At 62.6% G+C, this 20,811-nt stretch carries 19 protein-coding genes; 14 read left to right on the top strand and 5 right to left on the bottom strand.

The annotated features are described in order from the left end of the window. Window positions 1-6 precede the first annotated feature (6 nt). Complete coding sequence (locus tag NKI46_RS01405; RefSeq protein WP_023737682.1) at window positions 7-1,818, bottom strand: DUF1217 domain-containing protein; 1,812 nt, start codon at window positions 1,816-1,818, stop codon at window positions 7-9. A 144-nt stretch (window positions 1,819-1,962) separates the two neighbouring features. Here NKI46_RS01405 and motA point away from each other — a divergent pair, with 144 nt between their 5' ends. The 6 genes from motA to NKI46_RS01375 are packed head-to-tail and all read left to right on the top strand — an operon-like array spanning window position 1,963 to window position 6,814. Beyond that, window positions 1,963-2,838 (top strand): flagellar motor stator protein MotA, encoded by an 876-nt coding sequence (motA, locus tag NKI46_RS01400; protein WP_023671751.1) that lies wholly within the window; start codon window positions 1,963-1,965, stop codon window positions 2,836-2,838. A 35-nt stretch (window positions 2,839-2,873) separates the two neighbouring features. Continuing rightward, a complete protein-coding gene (locus tag NKI46_RS01395; protein WP_023737683.1) occupies window positions 2,874-3,806 on the top strand; it encodes a FliM/FliN family flagellar motor switch protein in 933 nt (310 codons plus the stop codon). Between the two features lie 33 nt (window positions 3,807-3,839). Continuing rightward, window positions 3,840-4,229 carry a flagellar motor switch protein FliN gene (gene fliN, locus NKI46_RS01390; RefSeq protein ID WP_023683477.1) on the top strand — a complete coding sequence of 130 codons (390 nt, stop codon included), beginning with the start codon at window positions 3,840-3,842 and terminating at the stop codon, window positions 4,227-4,229. Window positions 4,230-4,267: 38 nt separating this feature from the next. Next, complete coding sequence (locus NKI46_RS01385; protein WP_023737684.1) at window positions 4,268-5,284, top strand: flagellar motor switch protein FliG; 1,017 nt, start codon at window positions 4,268-4,270, stop codon at window positions 5,282-5,284. Between the two features lie 13 nt (window positions 5,285-5,297). After that, the gene (gene flhB, locus NKI46_RS01380; RefSeq protein WP_023737685.1) at window positions 5,298-6,380 is read left to right on the top strand and encodes a flagellar biosynthesis protein FlhB; all 1,083 of its coding nucleotides are present in this window, start codon (window positions 5,298-5,300) and stop codon (window positions 6,378-6,380) included. Beyond that, window positions 6,377-6,814 (top strand): BspJ family T4SS effector nucleomodulin, encoded by a 438-nt coding sequence (locus tag NKI46_RS01375; protein ID WP_023671756.1) that lies wholly within the window; start codon window positions 6,377-6,379, stop codon window positions 6,812-6,814. The genes flhB and NKI46_RS01375 overlap by 4 nt, the downstream gene beginning before the upstream one ends. Window positions 6,815-6,847: 33 nt before the next feature. On the opposite strand, the gene NKI46_RS01370 is transcribed toward NKI46_RS01375, so the two are convergent. Both NKI46_RS01370 and NKI46_RS01365 read right to left on the bottom strand, forming a co-directional pair. Continuing rightward, entirely contained in the window at window positions 6,848-7,618 is a 771-nt protein-coding gene (locus NKI46_RS01370; RefSeq protein WP_023737686.1) for a helix-turn-helix transcriptional regulator, read from the bottom strand. Beyond that, window positions 7,615-8,325 (bottom strand): helix-turn-helix transcriptional regulator, encoded by a 711-nt coding sequence (locus NKI46_RS01365; RefSeq protein WP_023683473.1) that lies wholly within the window; start codon window positions 8,323-8,325, stop codon window positions 7,615-7,617. Before NKI46_RS01365 ends, NKI46_RS01370 begins: the two co-directional genes overlap by 4 nt. Window positions 8,326-8,831: 506 nt before the next feature. On the opposite strand from NKI46_RS01365, the gene NKI46_RS01360 reads away from it, so the two are divergent. The 3 genes from NKI46_RS01360 to NKI46_RS01350 all read left to right on the top strand — a co-directional run bounded on the left by NKI46_RS01360 (window position 8,832) and on the right by NKI46_RS01350 (window position 12,995). Further along, window positions 8,832-10,760, top strand: coding sequence for a M16 family metallopeptidase (locus NKI46_RS01360; RefSeq protein ID WP_352744393.1), 1,929 nt, complete (start codon window positions 8,832-8,834; stop codon window positions 10,758-10,760). After that, window positions 10,646-11,737 (top strand): M16 family metallopeptidase, encoded by a 1,092-nt coding sequence (locus NKI46_RS01355; RefSeq protein ID WP_352744638.1) that lies wholly within the window; start codon window positions 10,646-10,648, stop codon window positions 11,735-11,737. The genes NKI46_RS01360 and NKI46_RS01355 overlap by 115 nt, the downstream gene beginning before the upstream one ends. A 64-nt stretch (window positions 11,738-11,801) precedes the next feature. Then, on the top strand, window positions 11,802-12,995 hold the full coding sequence (locus tag NKI46_RS01350; RefSeq protein WP_352744390.1) for a TMEM43 family protein: 1,194 nt from the start codon (window positions 11,802-11,804) through the stop codon (window positions 12,993-12,995). An 87-nt stretch (window positions 12,996-13,082) separates the two neighbouring features. Here NKI46_RS01350 and NKI46_RS01345 read toward each other — a convergent pair whose 3' ends face one another. Both NKI46_RS01345 and NKI46_RS01340 read right to left on the bottom strand, forming a co-directional pair. After that, window positions 13,083-14,114, bottom strand: a complete 1,032-nt coding sequence (locus tag NKI46_RS01345; protein WP_352624266.1) for a histone deacetylase family protein — start codon at window positions 14,112-14,114, stop codon at window positions 13,083-13,085. Between the two features lie 24 nt (window positions 14,115-14,138). Then, window positions 14,139-14,792: a TetR/AcrR family transcriptional regulator gene (locus NKI46_RS01340; protein WP_023686329.1), complete on the bottom strand. Its 654-nt coding sequence runs from the start codon at window positions 14,790-14,792 to the stop codon at window positions 14,139-14,141. 276 nt (window positions 14,793-15,068) lie between these two features. On the opposite strand from NKI46_RS01340, the gene NKI46_RS01335 reads away from it, so the two are divergent. The 5 genes from NKI46_RS01335 (at window position 15,069) to NKI46_RS01315 (ending at window position 20,779) form a co-directional block, all read left to right on the top strand. Next, a complete protein-coding gene (locus NKI46_RS01335) occupies window positions 15,069-16,748 on the top strand; it encodes an amidohydrolase (RefSeq protein ID WP_352744386.1) in 1,680 nt (559 codons plus the stop codon). A 156-nt stretch (window positions 16,749-16,904) separates the two neighbouring features. Then, on the top strand, window positions 16,905-18,005 hold the full coding sequence (locus tag NKI46_RS01330) for an ABC transporter ATP-binding protein (protein WP_023691713.1): 1,101 nt from the start codon (window positions 16,905-16,907) through the stop codon (window positions 18,003-18,005). Between the two features lie 2 nt (window positions 18,006-18,007). Further along, the gene (locus tag NKI46_RS01325; protein ID WP_023691712.1) at window positions 18,008-18,928 is read left to right on the top strand and encodes an ABC transporter permease; all 921 of its coding nucleotides are present in this window, start codon (window positions 18,008-18,010) and stop codon (window positions 18,926-18,928) included. Further along, entirely contained in the window at window positions 18,921-19,721 is an 801-nt protein-coding gene (locus NKI46_RS01320; RefSeq protein ID WP_023671766.1) for an ABC transporter permease, read from the top strand. Before NKI46_RS01325 ends, NKI46_RS01320 begins: the two co-directional genes overlap by 8 nt. Window positions 19,722-19,744: 23 nt before the next feature. Then, window positions 19,745-20,779 (top strand): ABC transporter substrate-binding protein, encoded by a 1,035-nt coding sequence (locus NKI46_RS01315; protein WP_023804756.1) that lies wholly within the window; start codon window positions 19,745-19,747, stop codon window positions 20,777-20,779. Window positions 20,780-20,811 lie beyond the last annotated feature (32 nt).

The raw sequence follows: 20,811 nt of genomic DNA, 5'->3' as shown, positions 1-20,811 counted from the left end.
GTGTTCTCAGAATCTCAGTTTCTGCATGGCCATCATCAGATCGGTCGAGATGCCGACGGTGGTCGGCTGCGCAAACAGCACACCGATCGATGTCTGGGCAGTCGAGGTCGGATGATTGATTTCCCAAAGGCTGGTGAAGCGGGTGAGGAATTTCTCGAGCTTGGCCGGGTCGGTGAAATCGGTGAGGTCGAGCTTTGCCTCGAAGGCCTGCGCCTGCTTGTCGATATCTGCGGCAGCGAAGGAATCGGGCAGGCCGATGGCGGTGCGTAGCACGCTGGCCAGGGCCGTGTCGGCCAGCACGTCGTACCAGTTGGTGATGGTCGAGGCCTTGCGCTCGAAATAGAGCGCCAACCGCACGCCCTCATTGGTCTTGCCGGCGTCTTCTTCCAGGGTCTGGCGCATGTATTTGTCGACCACCGGCTGCTGCGACGGGCTGCGGGTCGTTGCCGCTTCGCCGTAGGCCTCGAAATTCAACGAGGTGGCGAGCCTGGCATAGGCCTTGTTGGAGAGCTTGTTGGCGACACTGGCGGGATCGCGGACACCACCCTCAAGGACATCGCGGACGAGATCCTTGTTGGTGGTCGCAGGATCGAGCCCGCTGGCGGACAGAGCATACTTATAAAGGCGGCTGTCGGCCATCAGATCGTCGACGGATTTCACCTTGGTGATGTTGGCGAGGTAGTAGCTGGTCTCGGCCTGGACGGCGTCCGCATTCGGCTTGATGAGGCCAAGACTGGACTCGGTCGTGTAGAGCTTCGGCGTGGTCTTCAGCACCGCGTCGCGCGTGGTCGTCTGATCGCCATACTGGGCAAAATCAAAGGCGCTGACGAAGTTGGCGTAGCTCTTGTCGGTCAACAGGTTGGCGGGACTCAACGGATCGGTGACGCCGCCATTGACCATGGTGCGGATCTGCTTCGTCGTCTGGGTCGATGCATCAAGCCCATAGGCAGCCATGGCGAAGGTCAGCAGGCGCTTGTCCTTCAGCAGGTCTTCGATGGACTTCACCTTGGAGATGTTGGCTGCGTAGTAGTCGGCCTCGCCCTTGATGTATTGCGCGGTCGGCTTGACGAGCAACAGTCCGGTTCCGCCGATCACAGCCTTCGGCACCGCCTGCTGGACGGCGTCGCGCGCCGTAGCCTGGTCGCCATATTGGGCAAAGTCGAAAGCCGCGACGAAAGCCGCATAGCCCTTGTTTGTCGACGTGTTTGCGGGGCTGTTCGGGTCGGTGACGCCGCCTTCCAGCATGGCCCGCACGGTCGCAGCCGGCTCGGCGTCGGCGTCCAGGCCGAACGCGGCCATCGCATAGGTGAGCAGGCGATCGTTGCCCATCAGGTCGTCGATCGATTTTACGTTGGAAATGTTGCTCAGGTAGTACGAGGTTTCGCCCTTGTAATAGGTGAAGCCGTTCTGCGAAGGGCCGACCGAGACCTGGAGACCATAATTGTTGGTCACGCCCTGCTGCGCCGAATTGTAGCTCGTGGCATTAGGGCCCAGGGCGGCGAAATTGAAGGCCGACACGAACTCGGCATAACGCTTGTCGCTCAGTTTGTTGGCGAAGCTGTCGGAATCCGACACCCCTTCCTTCAGGGCTTTGACCATGAAGGCCTTGGCGTAAGCCATGTCGCCGAGACCGAAGGCCTTCATGGCATATTTGAACAGCCGGTCGTTCTTTACGAAATCGTCGATCGATTTCACGCTGCCGATGTTGGCGAGATAGTAGTCGGTGTCGCGCTTGGTGATCGGCTCCGCCTCGATGCGGTCGATCGCCTTGGGGATGTCCCTGGCGATGAGCTGGTAGCTGGTAAAAGTGCTCAACACGACATGCCTCCGGTCGCAGCTTCAAAAGCAAGAGTATGCGGACTTGCTTGCGCGAGGCTGAATCGCCTCACCTTGCATGATTCAAGCCTCACACAAGGCACGGGGGCTATCGGTTAGGCCTGACGTGATGCGGAAGGATCTGGCGTGGGCATTCTGATCGGACTTGTGGTGACGCTCGGCTGTGTTCTCGGCGGCTTCATGGCCATGGGCGGCCATCTGCATGTGCTGATGCAGCCTTGGGAAGCGGTGGTCATCTGTGGCGCCGCACTTGGCACCTTTCTCGTCGCCAACCCGATGAAGACGGTCAAGGACACCGGCAGGGGTATCCTCGAAGCGTTCAAGCAGGCGGTACCGAAAGAACGCGACTATCTGGAGACGCTGGGCGTGCTGCACAGCCTGATGCGCGAACTGCGCTCGAAGTCGCGCAGCGAGGTCGAGGCGCACATCGACAATCCGGAGGAGTCGGCGATCTTCCAGGCGTTCCCGACCGTGCTGAAGAACCACGACCTGACGAATTTCATCTGCGACTACTGCCGCATCATCATCATCGGCAATGCCCGCTCGCATGAGATCGAGGCGCTGATGGACGAGGAAATCCAGACCATCAAGTCCGACAAGATGAAGGCCTACCATGCGCTGGTGGCGGTGGGCGACGGTCTGCCTGCGCTCGGCATCGTCGCCGCCGTGCTCGGCGTGGTCAAGGCGATGGGCGCGCTCGACCAGTCGCCCGAAATCCTCGGCGGCCTGATCGGCGCCGCCCTTGTCGGAACCTTCCTCGGCATCTTCCTGTCTTATGCGGTGGTCGGACCGGTTGCCACCAAGATCAAGACGGTGCGCGAGAAGAAGAATCGCCTCTATATCATCGTCAAGCAGACGCTGCTTGCCTATATGAACGGCGCTCTGCCGCAGGTGGCGATCGAGTTCGGCCGCAAGACCATCTCGTCCTATGAGCGGCCGACGATCGATGCCGTCGAGCAAAGCACGATGAACACAGCTTCCGCCGAGAAGAAAGCGGCTTGAGCCATGCATGAAGACAGACAGGACCGCACGCCGTCATGACAAGTCCTGGCAGCCCCTCGCAAGCCCGCTCGCTGATCATCGAGCGTCTGGTCGGTGAAAGCGGTGAGGCCGCTCACGTCATCGGCACCGGGCGCTCGATGGGGGAGCGCGCACTGCCGCTGCTGCAGAAGAGCCTGGCCGGCGAGCTCGGTGCACCGGTCACCGTCGACCTGCGCACGGTCGAGATCAGCCGTGTTCCCGATGCCCGCACGAATGCCGGCGATGCCTTTGCCATGGCCATCATAGCATCGCCGACGTCTTCGGATGCGATGACGCTGGTGGCTGATGCGCCGGCCATCGCCGTGATGGTGTGCGCGCTGTTCGGCGGCGATCCGGATCAGCCGGTTTCGCCGATCGAGCGCGCTCTGTCGCAGATCGAGACCGATGTCGCGACCACGGTCTTCCAGGAAGTTGCGCAGGCGTTGAACGGATCAGGCCGGCGCTCGCTCGAGCTGCGGCTGCCGGTGCCGCGGGCACTTTCGGGCAGCGAAGCCAAGCGCCGCGTGCTGCGCGATGGCGCGGCGGTGCGCATCGTCTTCGGCATCTCGACGCCGACCGACAGCGGAACGGTCACGGTGATGATCCCGCAGCGCATCCTGCTGGCCACACGCGGTATCGCCGATGTCCACGACAGCGAAGGCACGACCTCCGACTGGCGGGCACGTTTTTCCGAAGAGGTGATGCGCTCGACGGTGACGCTCGAAGCGACCATGCCGTTGGCACGCCTGACGCTCGGCGACCTCGCCGGCTTCGAGCCGGGCCAGATCATCGAGTTCGAGGAAACCGCGCAGTCGCAGGCCAAGCTGAGCGCGCGCGACAAGACGCTGTTTGTCTGCGAGTTCGGTAAACTCGGGCAGAACTACACCGTCCGGATCAGGCATCCTTACGATGCCGGTCAGGATTTTATCGATGGGCTCATGCCGGGCTGACGCCGGGCAAGCCCAAGCATTTGGAGACGACTGATGGCCAAGACCAAGGTGGAAGCCAATATCGACCAGCCGGACGAACAGCTCGACCGCGCCATCGAGGAATTGCGCGGTGTCCTCCAGGAGGAGGAAAAGCGGCCCGACGCCGCCTTGCGGGCTGCCACGTCCGGCGCCAATTCCAACATCATCATGAGCATCCCGGTCGATGTGCAGATCATCCTCGGCAGTACGGAAATGCCGGTGTCGGACCTGATGGCGCTGCAGAAGGGCTCGACGGTGGCGCTCAACCGGCGCATCGGCGAACCGGTCGATGTCGTGGTCAACGGCCGCAAGATCGCGCGCGGCGAGATCACCGTGCTGGAAAGCGATCCGTCGCGCTTCGGCATCAGGCTGACCGAAATTATCGCGGCGACCAAGGGCGCTTGAGCAATGAATGACATGCGGTCTCAGCAGGAGCGGATGCCATGACGACGCCGGTGACGCTCACGCGCCCGCAAAAGGCCGCCGCCATCCTGGTGGCGATGGGCAAACCTTCGGCCAGCCGGCTCCTGAAATTCTTCAAGCAGGAAGAACTGAAGGCACTGATCGAAGGGGCGCGGCTGCTGCGCACCATTCCGCAAAGCGATCTTGAACGCATCGTCGCCGAATTCGAGGCCGAGTTCACCGAAGGTGCGGGCCTGCTCGATTCCGCCGACCGGATGGACACGATCCTCAATGAATCGCTGTCGCCCGAAGAGATGAGCGCCATCATGGGCGACAAGCGCTTCGAGGTTGCGCCGGAAGGACCACCGCCGATCTGGCCGCAGCTGGAAAAGCTCGAACCGACGCGTCTGGGCACGTTCCTTGCCGCCGAGCATCCACAGACCGCGGCCATGGTGCTGTCGAAGCTTGCGCCGCAGGCCGCCGCCAACATTTTGCTGACCATGGAAAAGCCGATGCGCAGCGAGATCATCAAGCGCATGGTGACGATGGCGACCATTCCGGACGGGGCCACCAGGATCATCGAGAACCAGCTGCGCGCCAGCGTGCTGGCGCAGACCGCGACCAAGGACATCTCGGCGGGACAGGCGCGCGTCGCCAGTGTGCTCAACGAAATGGACAAGCCGCAGCTGGAAGAGGTCATGCAGGATCTGGAAGAGGCCGGCACGCCGGACCTCGGCGGTGTCCGCTCCAGGTTGTTTGCCTTCGACGATCTGCCGCTTTTGACGCAGAAGGCGCGGGTGCTTCTGTTCGACGGGCTGTCGACCGAACTGATTACGCTGGCGCTGCGCGGTGCACCACCCGCATTGACGGAATCGGCGCTCTCGGCGATCGGCGCACGGTCGCGGCGCATGATCGAGTCCGAGCTCGGACAGGGCTCGGAAGGCATTCAGCTTGCCGATATCATGACGGCGCGCAAGAACATCGCGGTGGCGACAATCCGGCTTTCGCGCGAGGGGGCTTTCGAACTGCCCTCGTCGCAGCAGAGCGAAGCGGCTTAACGCCGAGAGCTGAATGGCTGAAGCGGCGGACAAAGACTCCAAAACCGAAGACGCGACCGAAAAGAAGATCCGCGACACCATCGAACAGGGCAGACTGCCCCATTCCAGGGAGGCCGCACTTCTGGCGTCCTTCATCGCCCTACTGGTGTTCACCGTCTTCTACGCCAAGGACGCGGTCGTCAATCTCGGCATGTTCCTGTCGATGTTCCTGGAAAAGCCCGAGGCGTGGCCGATGGACACCGAGACCGACGTCATCGCGCTCTACAAGACCGTGATGATGGAAATAGGCAACGCCGTCGTCAGCCTGCTGGTGCTGCTGGTGGTGGCCGGCATCGGCGCCTCGGTGCTGCAGAACATGCCGCAAGTCGTCGGCGAGCGGATCCGGCCGCAACTGTCGCGCATCTCGATAGCCAAGGGCTGGACCAGGATGTTCGGCATTCAGGGCTGGGTAGAATTCCTGAAATCGCTGGGCAAGCTCGGCTTCGCCAGTATCGTGCTCTACTTCACGCTGTCGCAGGACTACCGCCAGCTCCTGGCCGGCATGATCACCAACCCCGTCGCTTTCGGCCTCGTCATCAAAAGCATCACCGTCGACATATTGGTGGCGATCGTCTTCGTCATGGGGCTGATCGCGGCGGTCGACGTCGTCTGGTCGCGCTTCCATTGGAAGCAGGATCTGCGGATGACCAAGCAGGAGGTCAAGGACGAGTTCAAACAGTCCGAGGGCGACCCGATCATCAAGTCCCGGCTGCGCTCGCTGGCGCGCGACCGGGCGCGCAAGCGGATGATGACGGCGGTGCCGCGCGCGACGCTGATCATTGCCAATCCGACGCACTTTTCCATCGCGCTCAGATATGTCCGCGACGAGGATTCAGCACCCCTGGTGCTGGCCAAGGGCCAGGACCTGGTTGCGCTCAAGATTCGCGAGATCGCCAAGGAGCACAACATCCCGATCTTCGAGGACGTGGCGCTCGCCCGCTCCATGTACAAGCAAGTTTCGGTTGATAGCGTGATCCCGTCGCAATTCTACCAGGCCGTCGCCGAATTGGTGCGGATCGTCTACTCCAAAAAGGCTGAGCGGAGACAAATTTCATGAACCGCCAACCGCACGCAAAATCCCGCGAACTCATTGTCGCCAAGGCCATCGAGCAGGTGGTCGACGAGTTGCGGCTGATCGATGTCGCCGACTACATCGCTTTCATCCGGCTCGAGCATTTCGCTTGCCTGTCGGATCTGGTGGATTCGGCGGTGGAGCTGTTCTTCCTGCCGGGCACGCTCAGGCTCGGCCATGGCGGAGAGGCACATGTCGACTGGAGCGGCAGCCCGCGCATCGTGCTCGATCTCGAGCTTCGGCCGCCGGGCGTCACCGTCTATTTCCAGCTGACGCTGAGCGAGGAGAGGTCTTCGGTCGCGGTCAACTATGTGTCGTTCGAGAAGCCCGGCGAAGACCCCGAGCACAACACCGCCTTGCTGGAGACGGTCATCGAAGAGGCGCGCATTCGCCGGACCGAGCCGCTCGCCTATCGCTGATTTTCTTTCGCAAGCCGAATCGCTGGACGCTGACTACTCGATCAGCCCCAGCCGCAGCGCCTTGGCCACCGCCTGGTTGCGGTTGACCGCGTTGAGCTTCTGCGTCGACTGGGTGAGATACTGGTTGGCGGTGTGGACCGACAGCTTCAGCAGCCTGGCGATCTCTTCGCTGGTGTTGCCGTTGGCGGTCAGCTTCAGGCACTCCAGTTCACGCTTGGAGATCGACCGCATCCGGCCGGCATCGTTCGGACGAATTCGGGCGACGGCGGCGAACAGCGAAAAACAGCGGGCGTGGATTTCGTAGAGCGTGTCCTCCGGCAAAGCGATCGTCGAGCCGAGGAACACCACCAGCCCGCAATGGCCCCGATCGGCATGGACGGGAAAGGCAATGCCGTTGGTGCCCGGCGCCAGCGGCGCCGTCCGCTCCGCCCAGGCGAGGTTCTGGAAGACGGCGTCCGAGCCGGCGATGCCGTCGTCCGCCCACCAGCGCGGCGCTGTCGAGGCGCCGCTGTGGTGCACCATCTCCTCGCCATTGGCGCCGGCGATGAACTTGGTTGTCACCGCGGTGGCGGGATAGTCGGAATCGAAGCTCGGCACCAGGCGCGCCCGTTCCGGCGAGGGGCTGACGAAGTAGAGGCCGAAGGCCGACGCGTTGATGTCGACGGCGATCCAGCGGCAGCGGCGCACCGCGTCCGGGATGGTAACGGCATGGTGCGTCTCGGAACTGATGGAGAAGGCGCCGAACGGATTTCGCTGCTCGTTGAAAAGGGCTTCGGCCGCCGCCTTGATGTCAGCGTGTTTCAAATGATGCCGCTCCTGATCGCCGTGGCGATGGCCATCGCGCGGTTCGACGCCGCGAATTTCTGGATGGCGTGGGTGATGTAGCTGTTGACGGTGTTGGACGAGACCCCGAGGATCACTGCGACCTCATCGGTGGTTTTGCCTTCAGACACCCAGAACAGGCATTCGCGCTCGCGGTCGGACAGCGGGTCCTGCATGGCGACGGCGGCGATCAATTGCGGGATGGCGGACAGCGCGTAACAGCACTTCAACTGAGCCTTCATCAGCGCCGGCTGGTCGATACTGCCGGCCTCGGCCGCCGAGAAAAGCGCAAACAGCCGCTGGCGGCCGACATTGAGCCGCAGTGAATAGACTTCGGCATGTCCAAGCACGTCGAGCAGGCGCGCCTCTTCGCCTGTGAGCAGTCCGCCGGCGTCGGGTGCCGCGGCGGCGACCAGGGGCCTCGGGCGGATGCCAGGTGCAACGGTCAGCGGTCCCTGGGCAAGGCCGGCGATCAGCCGCTTGCCGATCAGTTCAATGGCGTCGAAGATCCAGTTGGATGAGACGATGCGGGCGTCGTTGCGGTCCTGGTCGTGGACGATGGCGACGAGCATGTAGCTGTCGGCGCCGATCTCGGCGGCAAGCTGCATGAAAAAGGAGGTGAGATCGCCGCGCGATTCGAGGCGCGAGCCTAACGTATCGGATTGGAGAAGCGCGGCGGAACTGCTCATTGGATGCTTTGGTTGTATGTCATGGCCGGAGTCTTTTCTTGAGCCCGGACGCTGGGGTTAGCAGCGGCCGAACTTGAAGACGCATCACGTTTACGAAGCACTCACACGGCGCGGCGGTCGCGCTGATCACCGAATCCATTCAGGGAACGCGAAGCCGTCCGCGTCTGGTGCCGGTCATTGGCCGGAACTTGAGACTTTGGGTGGTCGCCGCGCCCCCCAAGGACCGGCTGATTCGGGTCTAATCTACCCGCAGATGAATCCGACATCAAACGCGATTTGACAAAATCAATATTATTGGACTCAAGCGACTCAGGCGCGACTTTCGCGGCCTTTCCGCCGCAAAAGGCCTGAAACGCCGACACGAAAAAGCCAGAGGGTGTTGCGATACTGCCGTATCGAGGGCCGATCGATTCCGATAGGGTCTCGGCAGCCGGCAGGGATGGGCATCCCTTCGGTCATACGGCGGATTTGGCGGCGCTTGCTCGCGGCCATCAGCATCGGGGGTCATGATGAAGCAGGTTTTCCTGGCGTTCACGGTGGTGCTTGCGGTTCTTGCCGGCATGGCAGCGCCCGCCAAGGCTGAGCCGACCGTTACCTATGCGCTCGACAACGGGCTGCAGGTGGTGCTGGTGCCCGACCATCGCGTGCCGAAGGTGGTGATGAACCTGCGCTACCGCGTCGGGTCGATGAATGAACCCGCGGGACGCTCGGGCTTTGCGCATCTGTTCGAACATCTGATGTTTTCCGGCACGCCGGCCTGGCCGAACGTGTTCGGCGCGCACGCCGCGCTCGGCAACGAGATCAATGCCTGGACCACCGAGGACGGCACGGTTTATTATGTCGACGGGTTGTCGTCGTCACTGCCGATGATCTTGTCGCTTGAGGCAGACCGCATGGCCAATCTCGGCCGCTCGGTGACTCAGGCCAAGCTCGATCTGCAGCGCTCGGTGGTCAAGAACGAGATGCGCCAGAACGTGCTCGACAAGGCCGGCGCATCCGGCTGGGAAGCTTTCTGGTCCGGCCTGTTCCCGAAGCCGCATCCCTATAGCCGCATGGTCATCGGCTCGGTCGCCGATCTCGATGCGGCGACGCTCGACGATGTCAGGGGTTTCTTCAACAGCTACTATCTGCCCAACAATGCGGTGCTGGTGCTGGTCGGCGACTTGGAGATCGACGACACCAAGGCGCTGATTGCCGACACGTTCGGCCGCGTGGCGCGCGGCGCCGATGTGGTGCGGCCCGCCGTGCCGGCACCGACGCAGGCCCGGCTCAAGCTGGTGCTCGAGGATCGTGTGCCAAGCCCCATCGTCGTGGTCGGCTTCAGTGGCCCGGTGGCGCAGTCGCCCGACAATGGTGCGCTCAGCATTGCCGCCGAACTGCTCGGCAACGGCGAATATGGGTTTTTGCGCAACCGGCTGGTTTCGCAGTTGGGCATTGCCACCTATGCCAGCGCGAGCTGGACCGGCGGTCTGCTCGGTGGCCGCTTTACCTTCGAGGCGGGTGCCGCCGAAGGTGTGGCGCCGGAAGCGCTGGAAAGCGCGATGAAAACGGCGTTCGCGAATTTCCTGAAGACCCCGCTCGATCCGGTCGATGTCGAGCGTGCGCGCACCGGCATCTTGCAGGCAGCGCGGCTCGGCAGCGAAGCACTGAAGGATCGCGCCGGCGTCGTCTCCTACAATGCCGACGTGCTCGGCGATGCGCAGAGCGCGCTGGTCGACGCCCCGCGGGTGAAGGACGCCAGCGTGGCGGATGTCGAGGCAACGATGAAGCGGCTGTTGAAACCGGAAGATGCCAGCGTACTGATGCTGAAGCCCGGCCCGCGGGGCAGCTATCCCGATGCACTGATCGGCTCGTCCGGCACACCGCAGCCGTTCACCGCACCGGAGCGAGCGGCGATCGACATTCCGAAGCATGCGGCCGGGCAAGCGCCTTCGGCAACACTGCCCGCCATGGAAACGGCGACGCTCTCGAATGGCATCAAACTCGTCCACTACACAATGCCGGAAGCGCCGATGGTCTATGTCGCGGCCAGTGCCGCCGGCGGCTGGAACAGCGTGCCGGAAGGCAAGGAGGGATTGCTGGAGCTTGCAGCAAGCATGGCGACACGCGGGGCCGCCGATCGCGGCTCGGCTGATTTCGCCAAGGCGGCCAGCGACATCGGCGCCGGCGTCAGCCACCAGGCCGGAACGCTGACCACGATGATGACGCTTGGCGTGCCGCCGGAAAAGCTCGACCAGGGTATTGGCCTGCTCGCCGACGCGGTACTGAAGCCTCGTTTCGACAAGACCGAATGGACGGTGCTGATGGCGCAGACGGTCGACTGGCTAAACGGCCGCGAGGCGGATCTGCCCGGCGTTGCCGGCCGCATGGCAAAGGCGACGCTGATCCCGCAGGTGCCGGGCAAGGCAGCGGTGGACTGGTCGGCAAAGGGCTGACCTCGATCTCGCTCGACGAGGCGAGGGACGCATTCAAGGCGGAGTTCACGCCGAAGGCGGTGACCTTCTACAGCGTCGGCCCGATGCCGGTCGCGACCGTCGCCGCCAGCCTTGAAAAAGCATTCGGCGCGTGGACAAGCGACACCGCCGGCTATGCCGTCGAGCCGTCGCCGGCGGCGCATTTCAACGGGGGACAGAAAGTGCTGCTGGTGCCCGAACCCGGCGCCAGCCAGTCGGCGCTGTTCGTGGCGCGGCCGGCGCCCGGCACCGACGAGAGCGAGCGCGCTGAATCGACCGCGGTCTCCAACCTGCTTGGCGCCGATTTCTCCAGCCGGCTGAATTCGGTGATCCGCGAGGAGAAGGGCTACTCCTATGGCGTGTCGAGCTATCTGATGAGCCCGATGAAGGCCGGCTCGGGATTGGTCGTGGCAACCACCGTCGAGCGCGCCAACACCGGGCCGGCGATTACCGAAATCCTGAAAGGATTTGCCGGCCTGACCACCTTGCCGGTGGCGCAGGACGAAGTCGACCGCACGGTGACTGTCTATCGCCGGGCGCTGGCTGGATCGGCCGAGACGTCGGCTGGTCTGTTCTCCTCGCTGATTGGCGCGGTCGGCAGCGGATCGACGCTGGAGGACCAGCAAACCCGCATGGCGGCGCGCACAAAGCTGACACTCGATGCGGTTCAGAAACAGGCGCTGGCCCTGGCGTCGCTCGATCCGTCGCTGATCGTGGTGGCGGGCGACCCCGATGTGGTGATGCCGCAGCTTGCAGCTATCGGTTTCAAGGACGTCGAGATCGTCAAGCGTGACGAGGTCGGCGAAGAGACGGCGATGCGGGCGCTCGATCTTCTCGGGGGCAATCGCCAGGCGCCGCTCTCCGCATCGCCATGGCGGGTCGGCGATGGCGGCACGACACGGGCGGTGCACGCCTGCGCCGGCGAAAGGGATTGCGGCGCGCAGATCCACGCCGATTGACGGGCTAAACGCGCAGCCGCCGGCCGCGTTGTAATTTTGGGATAACTTTGTTTCGGGGGAAACGATGAGCGATTCATTTCGGGAAGTAACGTCCGTCTCGTGGTTCGGGCGGATCAAGCGCGCGGTCGGCGGGGTCATCTTCGGCCTTATCCTGATCGCGCTGATGGTGATCGGGCTGTTCTGGAACGAGGGCCGCGCCGTGCAGACGGCGCGCTCGCTGGCCGAAGGTTCTGGAGCGGTGGTTTCGGTCGGCGCCGACAGCGTCGATACCGCCAATGACGGCAAGCTGGTTCATGTCAGCGGACTGGTGACGGCGGACAGCGGCCTGGCGGATCCGGATTTCGGCATCGCCACGCAAGGGCTGCGGCTGTCGCGCAGTGTCGAGATGTATCAGTGGAAGGAAGAGTCCAAGTCGGAGACGACCAAGAAGCTCGGCGGTGGCGAAGAGACGGTGACCACCTACAGCTATTCCAAGGTGTGGGACGACAGCCAGATCGACTCGTCGGACTTCAAGAAGCCGGACGGCCACCAGACTCCGCCGATGGAAATCCACGGCCGGACCTTCCAGATTCCTGAGGGCAAGCTTGTCGCCTTCGATCTCGATACGCCGGTGCTGGACCGCATCGAGGGTGACAAGGACTATTCGCTCTCAGCCGACCAGTCGGCGGCGATAAAGGCTGCCTATACCGGAACGAAACCGCTCAGCATCGTCGATGGCAAGATTTATCTCGGCAATGACAACACGAAGCCCGCTTTGGGCGACTATCGCATCGGCTACGAACTGGCGCCGCTGGGCGTGATCAGCATCGTCGCGCGCCAGGCCGACAGCCGCTTCGAGCCCTACCAGACGCAAGCCGGCGATGCGCTGCTGATGGTCGACACCGGCAACGTCCCGGCCGAAAAGATGTTCGCCGACGCCGTCAGCGCCAACACGCTGATCACCTGGCTGCTGCGCGGCGCCGGCTTGCTGTTGCTGACCATCGGCTTTGCGCTGTTCCTCAGCCCGATCGGGGTGATCCTCGACGTCATACCCTTCCTCGGCAGCATGGCGCGGATGGGCACCGGCATCATCGCCTTCGTTCTGGCGATCCTAGTCGGCACGGTGACGATTGCGATTGCCTGGTTCTGGTACCGGCCGTTGCTGGCGGTGGCCATCCTGGCGACAGGCGTGATTGCGGCGGTGATTGTCTACCGCATCGGCCGGTCGCGAAGGCCAGCCGTTCCGGTGGTTGCACCCAACCCGGCTGCGGCCGCCTAGATGGTCGGGGCGGCCGGAGCCGCCCCATATCTCTTTGGCACAATTCCGGCCGGAAAACCGCCTCACACTTATCCTGGAATTGCTTTCCTATTTGTCCTCGAAGCCGGTCAGCACGCCGACGGCGTTGATGCCGATCTCCTCGACGGCATAGCCACCTTCCATTACGAACAGCGTCGGCAGGCCGAGCTTTGCGATGCGATGGCCGATCTTCGGATAGTCCGGGCTTTTCAGCTTGAACTGGCTGATCGGGTCCTTCTCGAAGGTGTCGACGCCAAGGGAGACGATGACGATATCGGGGGCGTAGGCGGCGAGCTTGACGCAGGCATCCTCCAGCGAGGCATTCCAGGCGTCCCAGTTGGTGCCGAAGGGCATGGGATAATTGACGTTGAAGCCTTCGCCGGCGCCGGAGCCGCGTTCGTCGGCATGGCCGAGGAAGAACGGGTACTCGACCATCGGATCGCCATGCAGGTTGAGAACCTGCACGTCGGCGCGTTCATAGAATACTTCCTGCGTGCCGTTGCCGTGGTGATAGTCGACGTCGAGGATCGAGACGCGTTTTGCGCCCTGATCGAGGAACCATTGCGCGGCGACCGCAGCATTGTTGATGTAGCAGTAGCCGCCCATGAAGCCGGCGCCGGCGTGATGGCCGGGCGGGCGGCAGAGCGCGAAGGCAGACCGCTCGCCACCCTTGACGAAGGCGGCGGCCGTCAGCGCCACGTCATAGGACGATTTGATCGCGGTCCATGTGCCTTCGACGAAGGTGGCGCCGGCGTCGAAGGAATAATAGCCGAGCAGTGCATCGATGCGCTTGGGCGGCACGTCGCCGCGCAGGCCGCGCGTCGGCCAGGTGAAGGGCATCGCCGTGCCATCGAGGCCGGCGGCCTTCCACGCCGGCCAGACGGTTGGCAGGAAGTCGATATAGTCGGCCTTGTGGATGCGCTTGGCGGCTGTGAGATCGTGCTCGACCGGTCCGACGATCGGCCCAAGCTTTTCGCTCTCGACCCGCGCCTTGATGAACTCCGCCCGCGACGGCTTTTCGAAACCCGGCACGATTGCCGACGTGACCAGTTCCATCTGGCCGGCATGGCCGGCATGAAGCGGCGAATAGACAGTCTTCATGAATTTCCTCTCGAAATAGCGAAATCAGTCAAGGTTGAGATAGGGGGTGACCAAAGCGAGCCACATTCTTTCCACATCGTCCTCGATGAGGTCGTATGTCTTGCGATCCCGCTTCAACCCCACAAGCCGGCAGGCGTGCCCGACATCCATCATCAGCACGCCGAGCCGGCTGGCGATCTTGTCTTCAAGGGCCGGGTTCACATGCTGCAGCCACGCGGCGTAAAGCGCGATGATCTGCTCGTCATATTCGTCCTGGATCGGCCTGAGGTCGGCATTGCCGGATATCGCCTCGATCACCGGCATCAGGGTGGCGTTTTCGAGATATATTCTGGAGGTATCGATGAAGAGCTTGCGCACCTCCTGCCGAAACTCGTCGCGGTTGGTGGGTGGGGTGACCTCGATGCGCCTGGCGATCACCTCGGGAAACGACGACAGCCAGCGCCGGGCGAGGTCGAGGAGAATGGCTTCCTTGTTGGGAAAGTACTGGTAGACCGAACCGACCGACAGGCCCGCGCGCCGGGCAATGGCGAGCGTCGTCGGCGTCTTGGTTCCTTGCTCCCGCGTCAGGATCAGCGCAGCGTCGAGTATCCTGTCGACGACCTTGCTCGACCGTTCCTGCCGCGGCTGCTTGCGCGGTTCGAGCGCCATCCTGGTTTCGCGGCTGAGACTGCGCTTCACGGATTGATGCCTTCGTTCCCTGCCGGTTCAACACAGGTCCCGGTCTCAACATTGGCGTGGTGTGTTGTCCACAATACATTCGAAATTCGGCACGTTGACAAACGCGAATAATTAGTCGCATTCTTTTATCCACGCTGTTTTGAGAGATCACAAGGGGAATTTCGAAACAGCGCACTGGCATCAGTTTTCGTCCGATAACGCCGCTCCAGCGGAGTGGCAGCTTGTCGGACAAGAGGGTTGTCGGTCTCAGCCAGTCGTCAAAAGCGCGGAGTCGCGATGTCTGTCACGGGTGCGGGTCAAAATGCTGATCTGATCGTCATCAATGGTCGCGTGCGGACCATGGACGATGACAATCCCGCCGCCGAGGCGATTGCCGTCAAGGACGGCGCCATCATCGCCATAGGCAACCACGCCGCCATCGAAAAACTCAAGGGAACGACCACAGAGGTGATCGACGCCAAGGGCGGTTCGGTCCTGCCCGGTTTCATCGAAGCCCACATGCATCTGTTCTCGGGAGGGGCCGAGCTCGCGCATCTTCAACTCGGCGGTATCCATGGCTTCGAGGCGCTTCAAAGCGCCATCCGCGACTACGCAACGACGCGGCCCGAGGCGAAAATGCTTGTGGGCCAGGGCGTCGACTACACCGTGCTCGGCGACGAGCGGGTGACACGCCATCATCTCGACGCCATCCTGCCCGACCGCCCCTTCTGCATGGCAGCGCCCGACCACCATACGATGTGGGCCAACACCAAGGCGTTGGAGATAGCCGGCATCCTGAAGGGACGGACGCTCGGTCCGGGCAACGAGATCGTGATGGGTGGCGACGGCCTGGCCGCGGGCGAATTGCGCGAGGGCGAGGCCTTCGGTCCGGTGCTCGACCTTGCCGGCGAAAGCCGGGTGCGGCTGGGGCTGTCGACCGGCGGTGAGCCCGACCCAATGCCGTCGGCCGCCGAGCGGGCCGCTGACCGTGACATCATGCGGCGCGGGCTTGCATGGTGCGCGCGCCACGGCATCACCTCGATCCAGAACATGGACGGCAATCTCTACCAGCTCGAACTGCTTTCCGAGATCGAGGCCGAGGAGGGATTGCCCTGCCGCGTCAAGATCCCGTTCCACTACAAGAATTTCATGACGCTCGACATGCTCGAGAAGGGGTCCGTCATGGCCGAGCGCTACCACAGTGAGTGGCTGTCATCGGGCATGGTCAAGGTGTTCTATGACGGCGTGCTCGATTCCTGGACCGCTGTTATGGTCGAACCCTATGCGGATCGTCCCGACTGGGTCGGCGAGCCGCTGTTCACGCCGCAGCAATTTATCGATCTCGCCGTGGCTATCGACAAACGCGGGCTGCAGATCGCGGTGCACTCGATCGGTGACGGCGCGGTGCGCGCAGTGCTCGACGGTTACGAGGCGGCGCAGAAGCTCAATGGCAAGCGCGACAGCCGGCACAGGGTTGAGCACATCGAGGTCACCACAGCAGCCGACGTGCCGCGTTTTGCCGAACTCGGCGTCATCGCCTCGATGCAGCCGTCGCATCCGCCCGGCGCCATGGATTTTCCACTGGAGCCGACGGTGTCACGCATCGGACCGGCCCGCTGGCCGCTGAGCTATGCCTGGCGCACCCTGAAAAGCGCCGGCGCCCATGTCGTGTTCGCCTCGGACTGGCCGGTGGCAGCGATCGACCCGATCCTGAGCATTCAGGCGGCAGTGCAGCGCAAACCATGGGCAGAAGGCGATCCTGACCAGAGTTTCTCGCTGCAGGAAGCGATTGCCGCCTACACGGTCGAGGGCGCCTATGCCGAATTCGCCGAGCATCGCAAAGGCGTTCTGAAACCCGGCTACATGGCGGATCTGGTGGTTTTGTCGGCCGATATCGAGAAGACGGCGCCGGCCGATCTGCACAAGCTGCGACCGGTGACGACGGTCTGCGGTGGCAAGGTAACCTACCAGGCCTGACAATGGCATGCGGCTTGCACAGCTTGCCGCTTGCAAGACGAAATGACCGACTGAACTGTGGTTCAATGCCGGACTTGCCAACCAACCGGCCGTGTGGTCACATCGAACAGGGGAAAAACTCCGCCAGCAAGAGCGGGGTCAACAGTGAGGCGTATCGTGCCGGAAAAACCGGATCGGAATGCAATTGAAGTCGTAAACGTCAGTAAAATTTTCGGATCGGGTGAGGGGCAGGTTGCTGCCCTCGATACGGTCTCGGTATCCATCCGCGAGAATGAGTTCTTCACCCTGCTGGGACCATCCGGCTGCGGCAAGACCACGTTGCTGCGGCTGATTGCCGGCTTCGACTTTCCAACCGCCGGCGAAATCCTCCTCTACGGTCAGGACATCGCGCCGTTGCCGCCCTTCAAGCGGCCGGTCAACACCGTCTTCCAATCCTACGCGCTGTTCCCGCATATGACGGTCGCCGACAATATCGGCTTTGGCCTGGAAATGCTGGGCAAGCCGAAGGCCGAGATCAAGGCGCGCGTCGCCGAGATGCTGAAACTGGTGAAGATGGAGGCGCTGGCGGGTCGCCGAACCAGCCAGATCTCCGGCGGCCAGCAGCAGCGCGTGGCGCTCGCCCGGGCGCTGGCGCCGCAGCCCAAGGTGCTCCTGCTCGACGAACCGCTCTCGGCGCTCGACTACAAGCTGCGCAAGGAAATGCAGATCGAATTGAAGCGGCTGCAGCACGAGACCGGAATTACCTTCATCTTCGTCACCCACGACCAGGAGGAAGCGCTGACCATGTCGGACCGCATCGCGGTGATGTCGTCGGGCAAAATCCTGCAGGTCGGCTCGCCGCGCGACATCTACGACCGGCCGGCCGAGCGTTTCGTCGCCGACTTCATCGGCGAGTCGAACTTCCTCAAGGCGGATGTGGTTAGCGCGACTGGTGGCCGGGCGACGGTGAAGCTGCCGTCTGGTGTGGAAATCCCAGCCTCGCTGCCGGAAGGCTTCAGCCCCAGCGGCAAGGTCACCATCGTCGTGCGTCCAGAGCATGCGCAGTTGGGCACGGCCAGCCCGAGCGCTTCGCTGTCCGGCACCGTCGAAAACATCGTCTATCTCGGCACCGACACGCACTTCCATCTGCGCCTTGCCGGTGGCGAGCCGTTCATCGTGCGTCGTCAGAACAGCCGCGGCGCCGGTGACGGCTTCGTGCAGGGCGGCCAGATCGGCATCATGATCGGCAACGACGCCGCGCAAGTGCTGAAGGACTGATCATGGCGACCGCGGAACAAGTCGCCAAGGCAGCGGAGCGACGCGATGTGCGCGACCGGTGGCTGCTGTCAGCGCCAGCCTTGCTGGTGATCTTCCTCGCCGCGACCGGCCCCTTGCTGATCGTGCTGATCTACTCGTTCCTGACGCCTGGCCCCTATGGCGATGTGAAGTGGCAGTTTTCGCCCGATGCCTGGCTGTCGGTGTTCATGGAACGCGACATTTTCGACGATACGCTTTCGCTTGCGGCAGCGCATGTCACCATCTTCTGGCGCTCGATCAAGCTGGCGGTGATAACGACGATCGCCACTTTGGCATTGGGGTTTCCAACCGCCTATTTCATGGCGACGCGCAGCGAGAAAACCAGGGATCTCTGGCTGTTCCTGATCACCATTCCGTTCTGGACCAACCTTCTGATCCGCACCTTCGCCGTGCTGCAGATCATCCGCAACGAAGGCATCATCAACACCATCCTTATCAAGCTTGGTATCGTCTCAGCGCCGGTGCAGATCCTCTTCACCGACACGGCGATTCTGATCGGCATGGCCTATGTCTATCTGCCGCTGATGGTGCTGCCGATCTATGCCAGCATGGAGAAGCTTGATTTTCGCCTCGTCGAGGCGGGCTACGACCTCTACGCGACCCGATTCAAGGTATTGCGGAAGATCATTTTCCCGCTGGTCAAACCCGGCGTCATTGCCGGCTCCATCCTGGTCTTCATTCCAGCCCTTGGCGCCTATGTGACGCCGAGCGTGCTTGGCGGCGGCAAGAATATGATGCTGTCCAACCTGATCGAATTGCAGTTCGGCCAAGGCCGCAACTGGCCGCTCGGCTCGGCGCTGTCGATCACGGTGATGATCATCGTCATGGTGGCGCTGCTTGCCTATGTGCGCAATGCCGGCAAGTCGGGGGCGCGGCATGGCTAAGAACTTTTCCATCAAGCACCAGACCGGCTTCACGGTGATCGCTGCGACCTGTTTTATCGTGCTCTATCTGCCGATCATCGTGCTGGTCGCCTATGCCTTCAACGCGGCGAACTCGACGTCCGAATGGGGCGGCTTTTCGATGCGCTGGTTCCAGTCGGCTTGGCAGAACGTGCAAGTTATCGACGCGACGCTACGCTCGTTCCAGATCGGCGCCGTCGCTGCGGTGCTGTCGACAATCTTTGCCACCATGGCCGCGCTCGCCACCACGCGCACCGCGTCCTATCCGGGCCTCACCTTCAAATATGCGGCGATCAACCAGCCGCTGATGGTGCCCGAGATCGTCACGGGCGTGGCGCTGCTGATCTTCTTCTCGCGCATCAAGATCTTCACCGGCTATTCCGGCATTGGCTATCTGATCGCCGCGCACACGGCGTTCTGCATCCCGTTCGCCTATCTGCCGATCCGGGCGCGGCTGGAAAACATGGACCTGACGCTGGAGCGCGCGGCCGCCGATCTGTACGCGACGCCTTGGAAGACCTTCCGCCGCATCACGCTGCCGCTTTTGTGGCCCGGCATACTGGCCGGACTGATGCTGGCCTTCGTCATCTCGCTCGATGACGTCGTCATCACCGAGTTTGTCAAATCGGGCGGCCAGGATACGCTGCCCACCTACATGCTCGGCCAGATCCGCCGCGGCATCACGCCTGAGATCAACGCGATATCGACCGCCTTCCTGCTGCTTTCGGTCGCGATCGTCACGTTGTTTTTCTTCGTCAGCAGGAAAAGAGACTGAACCGACAAATGGGAGCTAAAACCATGAACTGGAAAACAACGACAGCCGCCATGGGGTTGGCGCTGCTCGCAACGACGAGCCTGGCCCGCGCCGATGGCGAGCTGAACATCTACAATTGGGGCAACTATACCAGCCCCGACGTGATCAAAAAGTTCGAAGCCAAATACAACGTCAAGGTGACCATCACCGATTACGATTCCAACGATACGGCGCTCGCCAAGGTACGCCAGGGCGGCACCGGCTTCGACATCGCCGTTCCGTCGCAAACCTACGTGCCGATCTGGATCAAGGAGGGCCTCGTGCAGGAGACCGATCCGGGCAAGATGGAGAACTTCAAGAACGTGGCGCCGGAATGGGCCAATCCAGACTTCGACCCCGGCCGCAAATATTCCGTGCCGTGGGCGCTGGGCACCGTCGGCGTCGTCGTCAACACCGATGCCTACAAGGGACCAGCCGACAGCTGGGGCATCATCTTCAACACGCCGGACGAGCTGAAGGGCAAGACCAATGTCGTTCCCGAGATGAATGACGTTATCTTCGCGGCGATCAAATATGTCGGCGGCCAGCAGTGCACCGACGACAAGACGGTGCTGAAGAAGGTGCGCGACACGCTTGTCGCGGCCAAGCCGAACTGGATCGCCATGGAATACAACACCATCGAAAAGATGGGCGCCGGCGACTTCAAGGCGACCAGCGACTGGAACGGTTCGGCGCTGCGTCAGCGGCTGGCCAATCCGGCCATCCATTACAATTATCCGAAGGAAGGCTACGGCCTGTGGAGCGATAACGTCGTCGTTCTCAAGGAAGCCAAAAATGTCGAGAACGCCAAGCTGTTCCAGAACTTCATCATGGATCCGGAAAACGCGGCCGGCCTCTCGGCCTTCCACCGTTACGCAAACGCCATTACCGGCTCGGACAAATACATGCCGGCCGATATGAAGGATGCCCCGGAAGTCGTCATTCCGGAGGCTGCGAAGGCACAAGGCGAATTCCAGAAGATGTGCGCGCCTGAGATCCAGGACATCTACACCAAGATCTGGACCGAACTGCAGAAATAACCGCAGTCTGACAGACCCGGCGGCATGCGCCG

The organism is Mesorhizobium sp. M0615 (genome assembly GCF_040320805.1).
GTDB lineage: Bacteria > Pseudomonadota > Alphaproteobacteria > Rhizobiales > Rhizobiaceae > Mesorhizobium.
The sequence above is the reverse complement of the archived record's forward strand: the minus strand, read 5'-3'. Positions and strand labels throughout refer to the sequence as shown.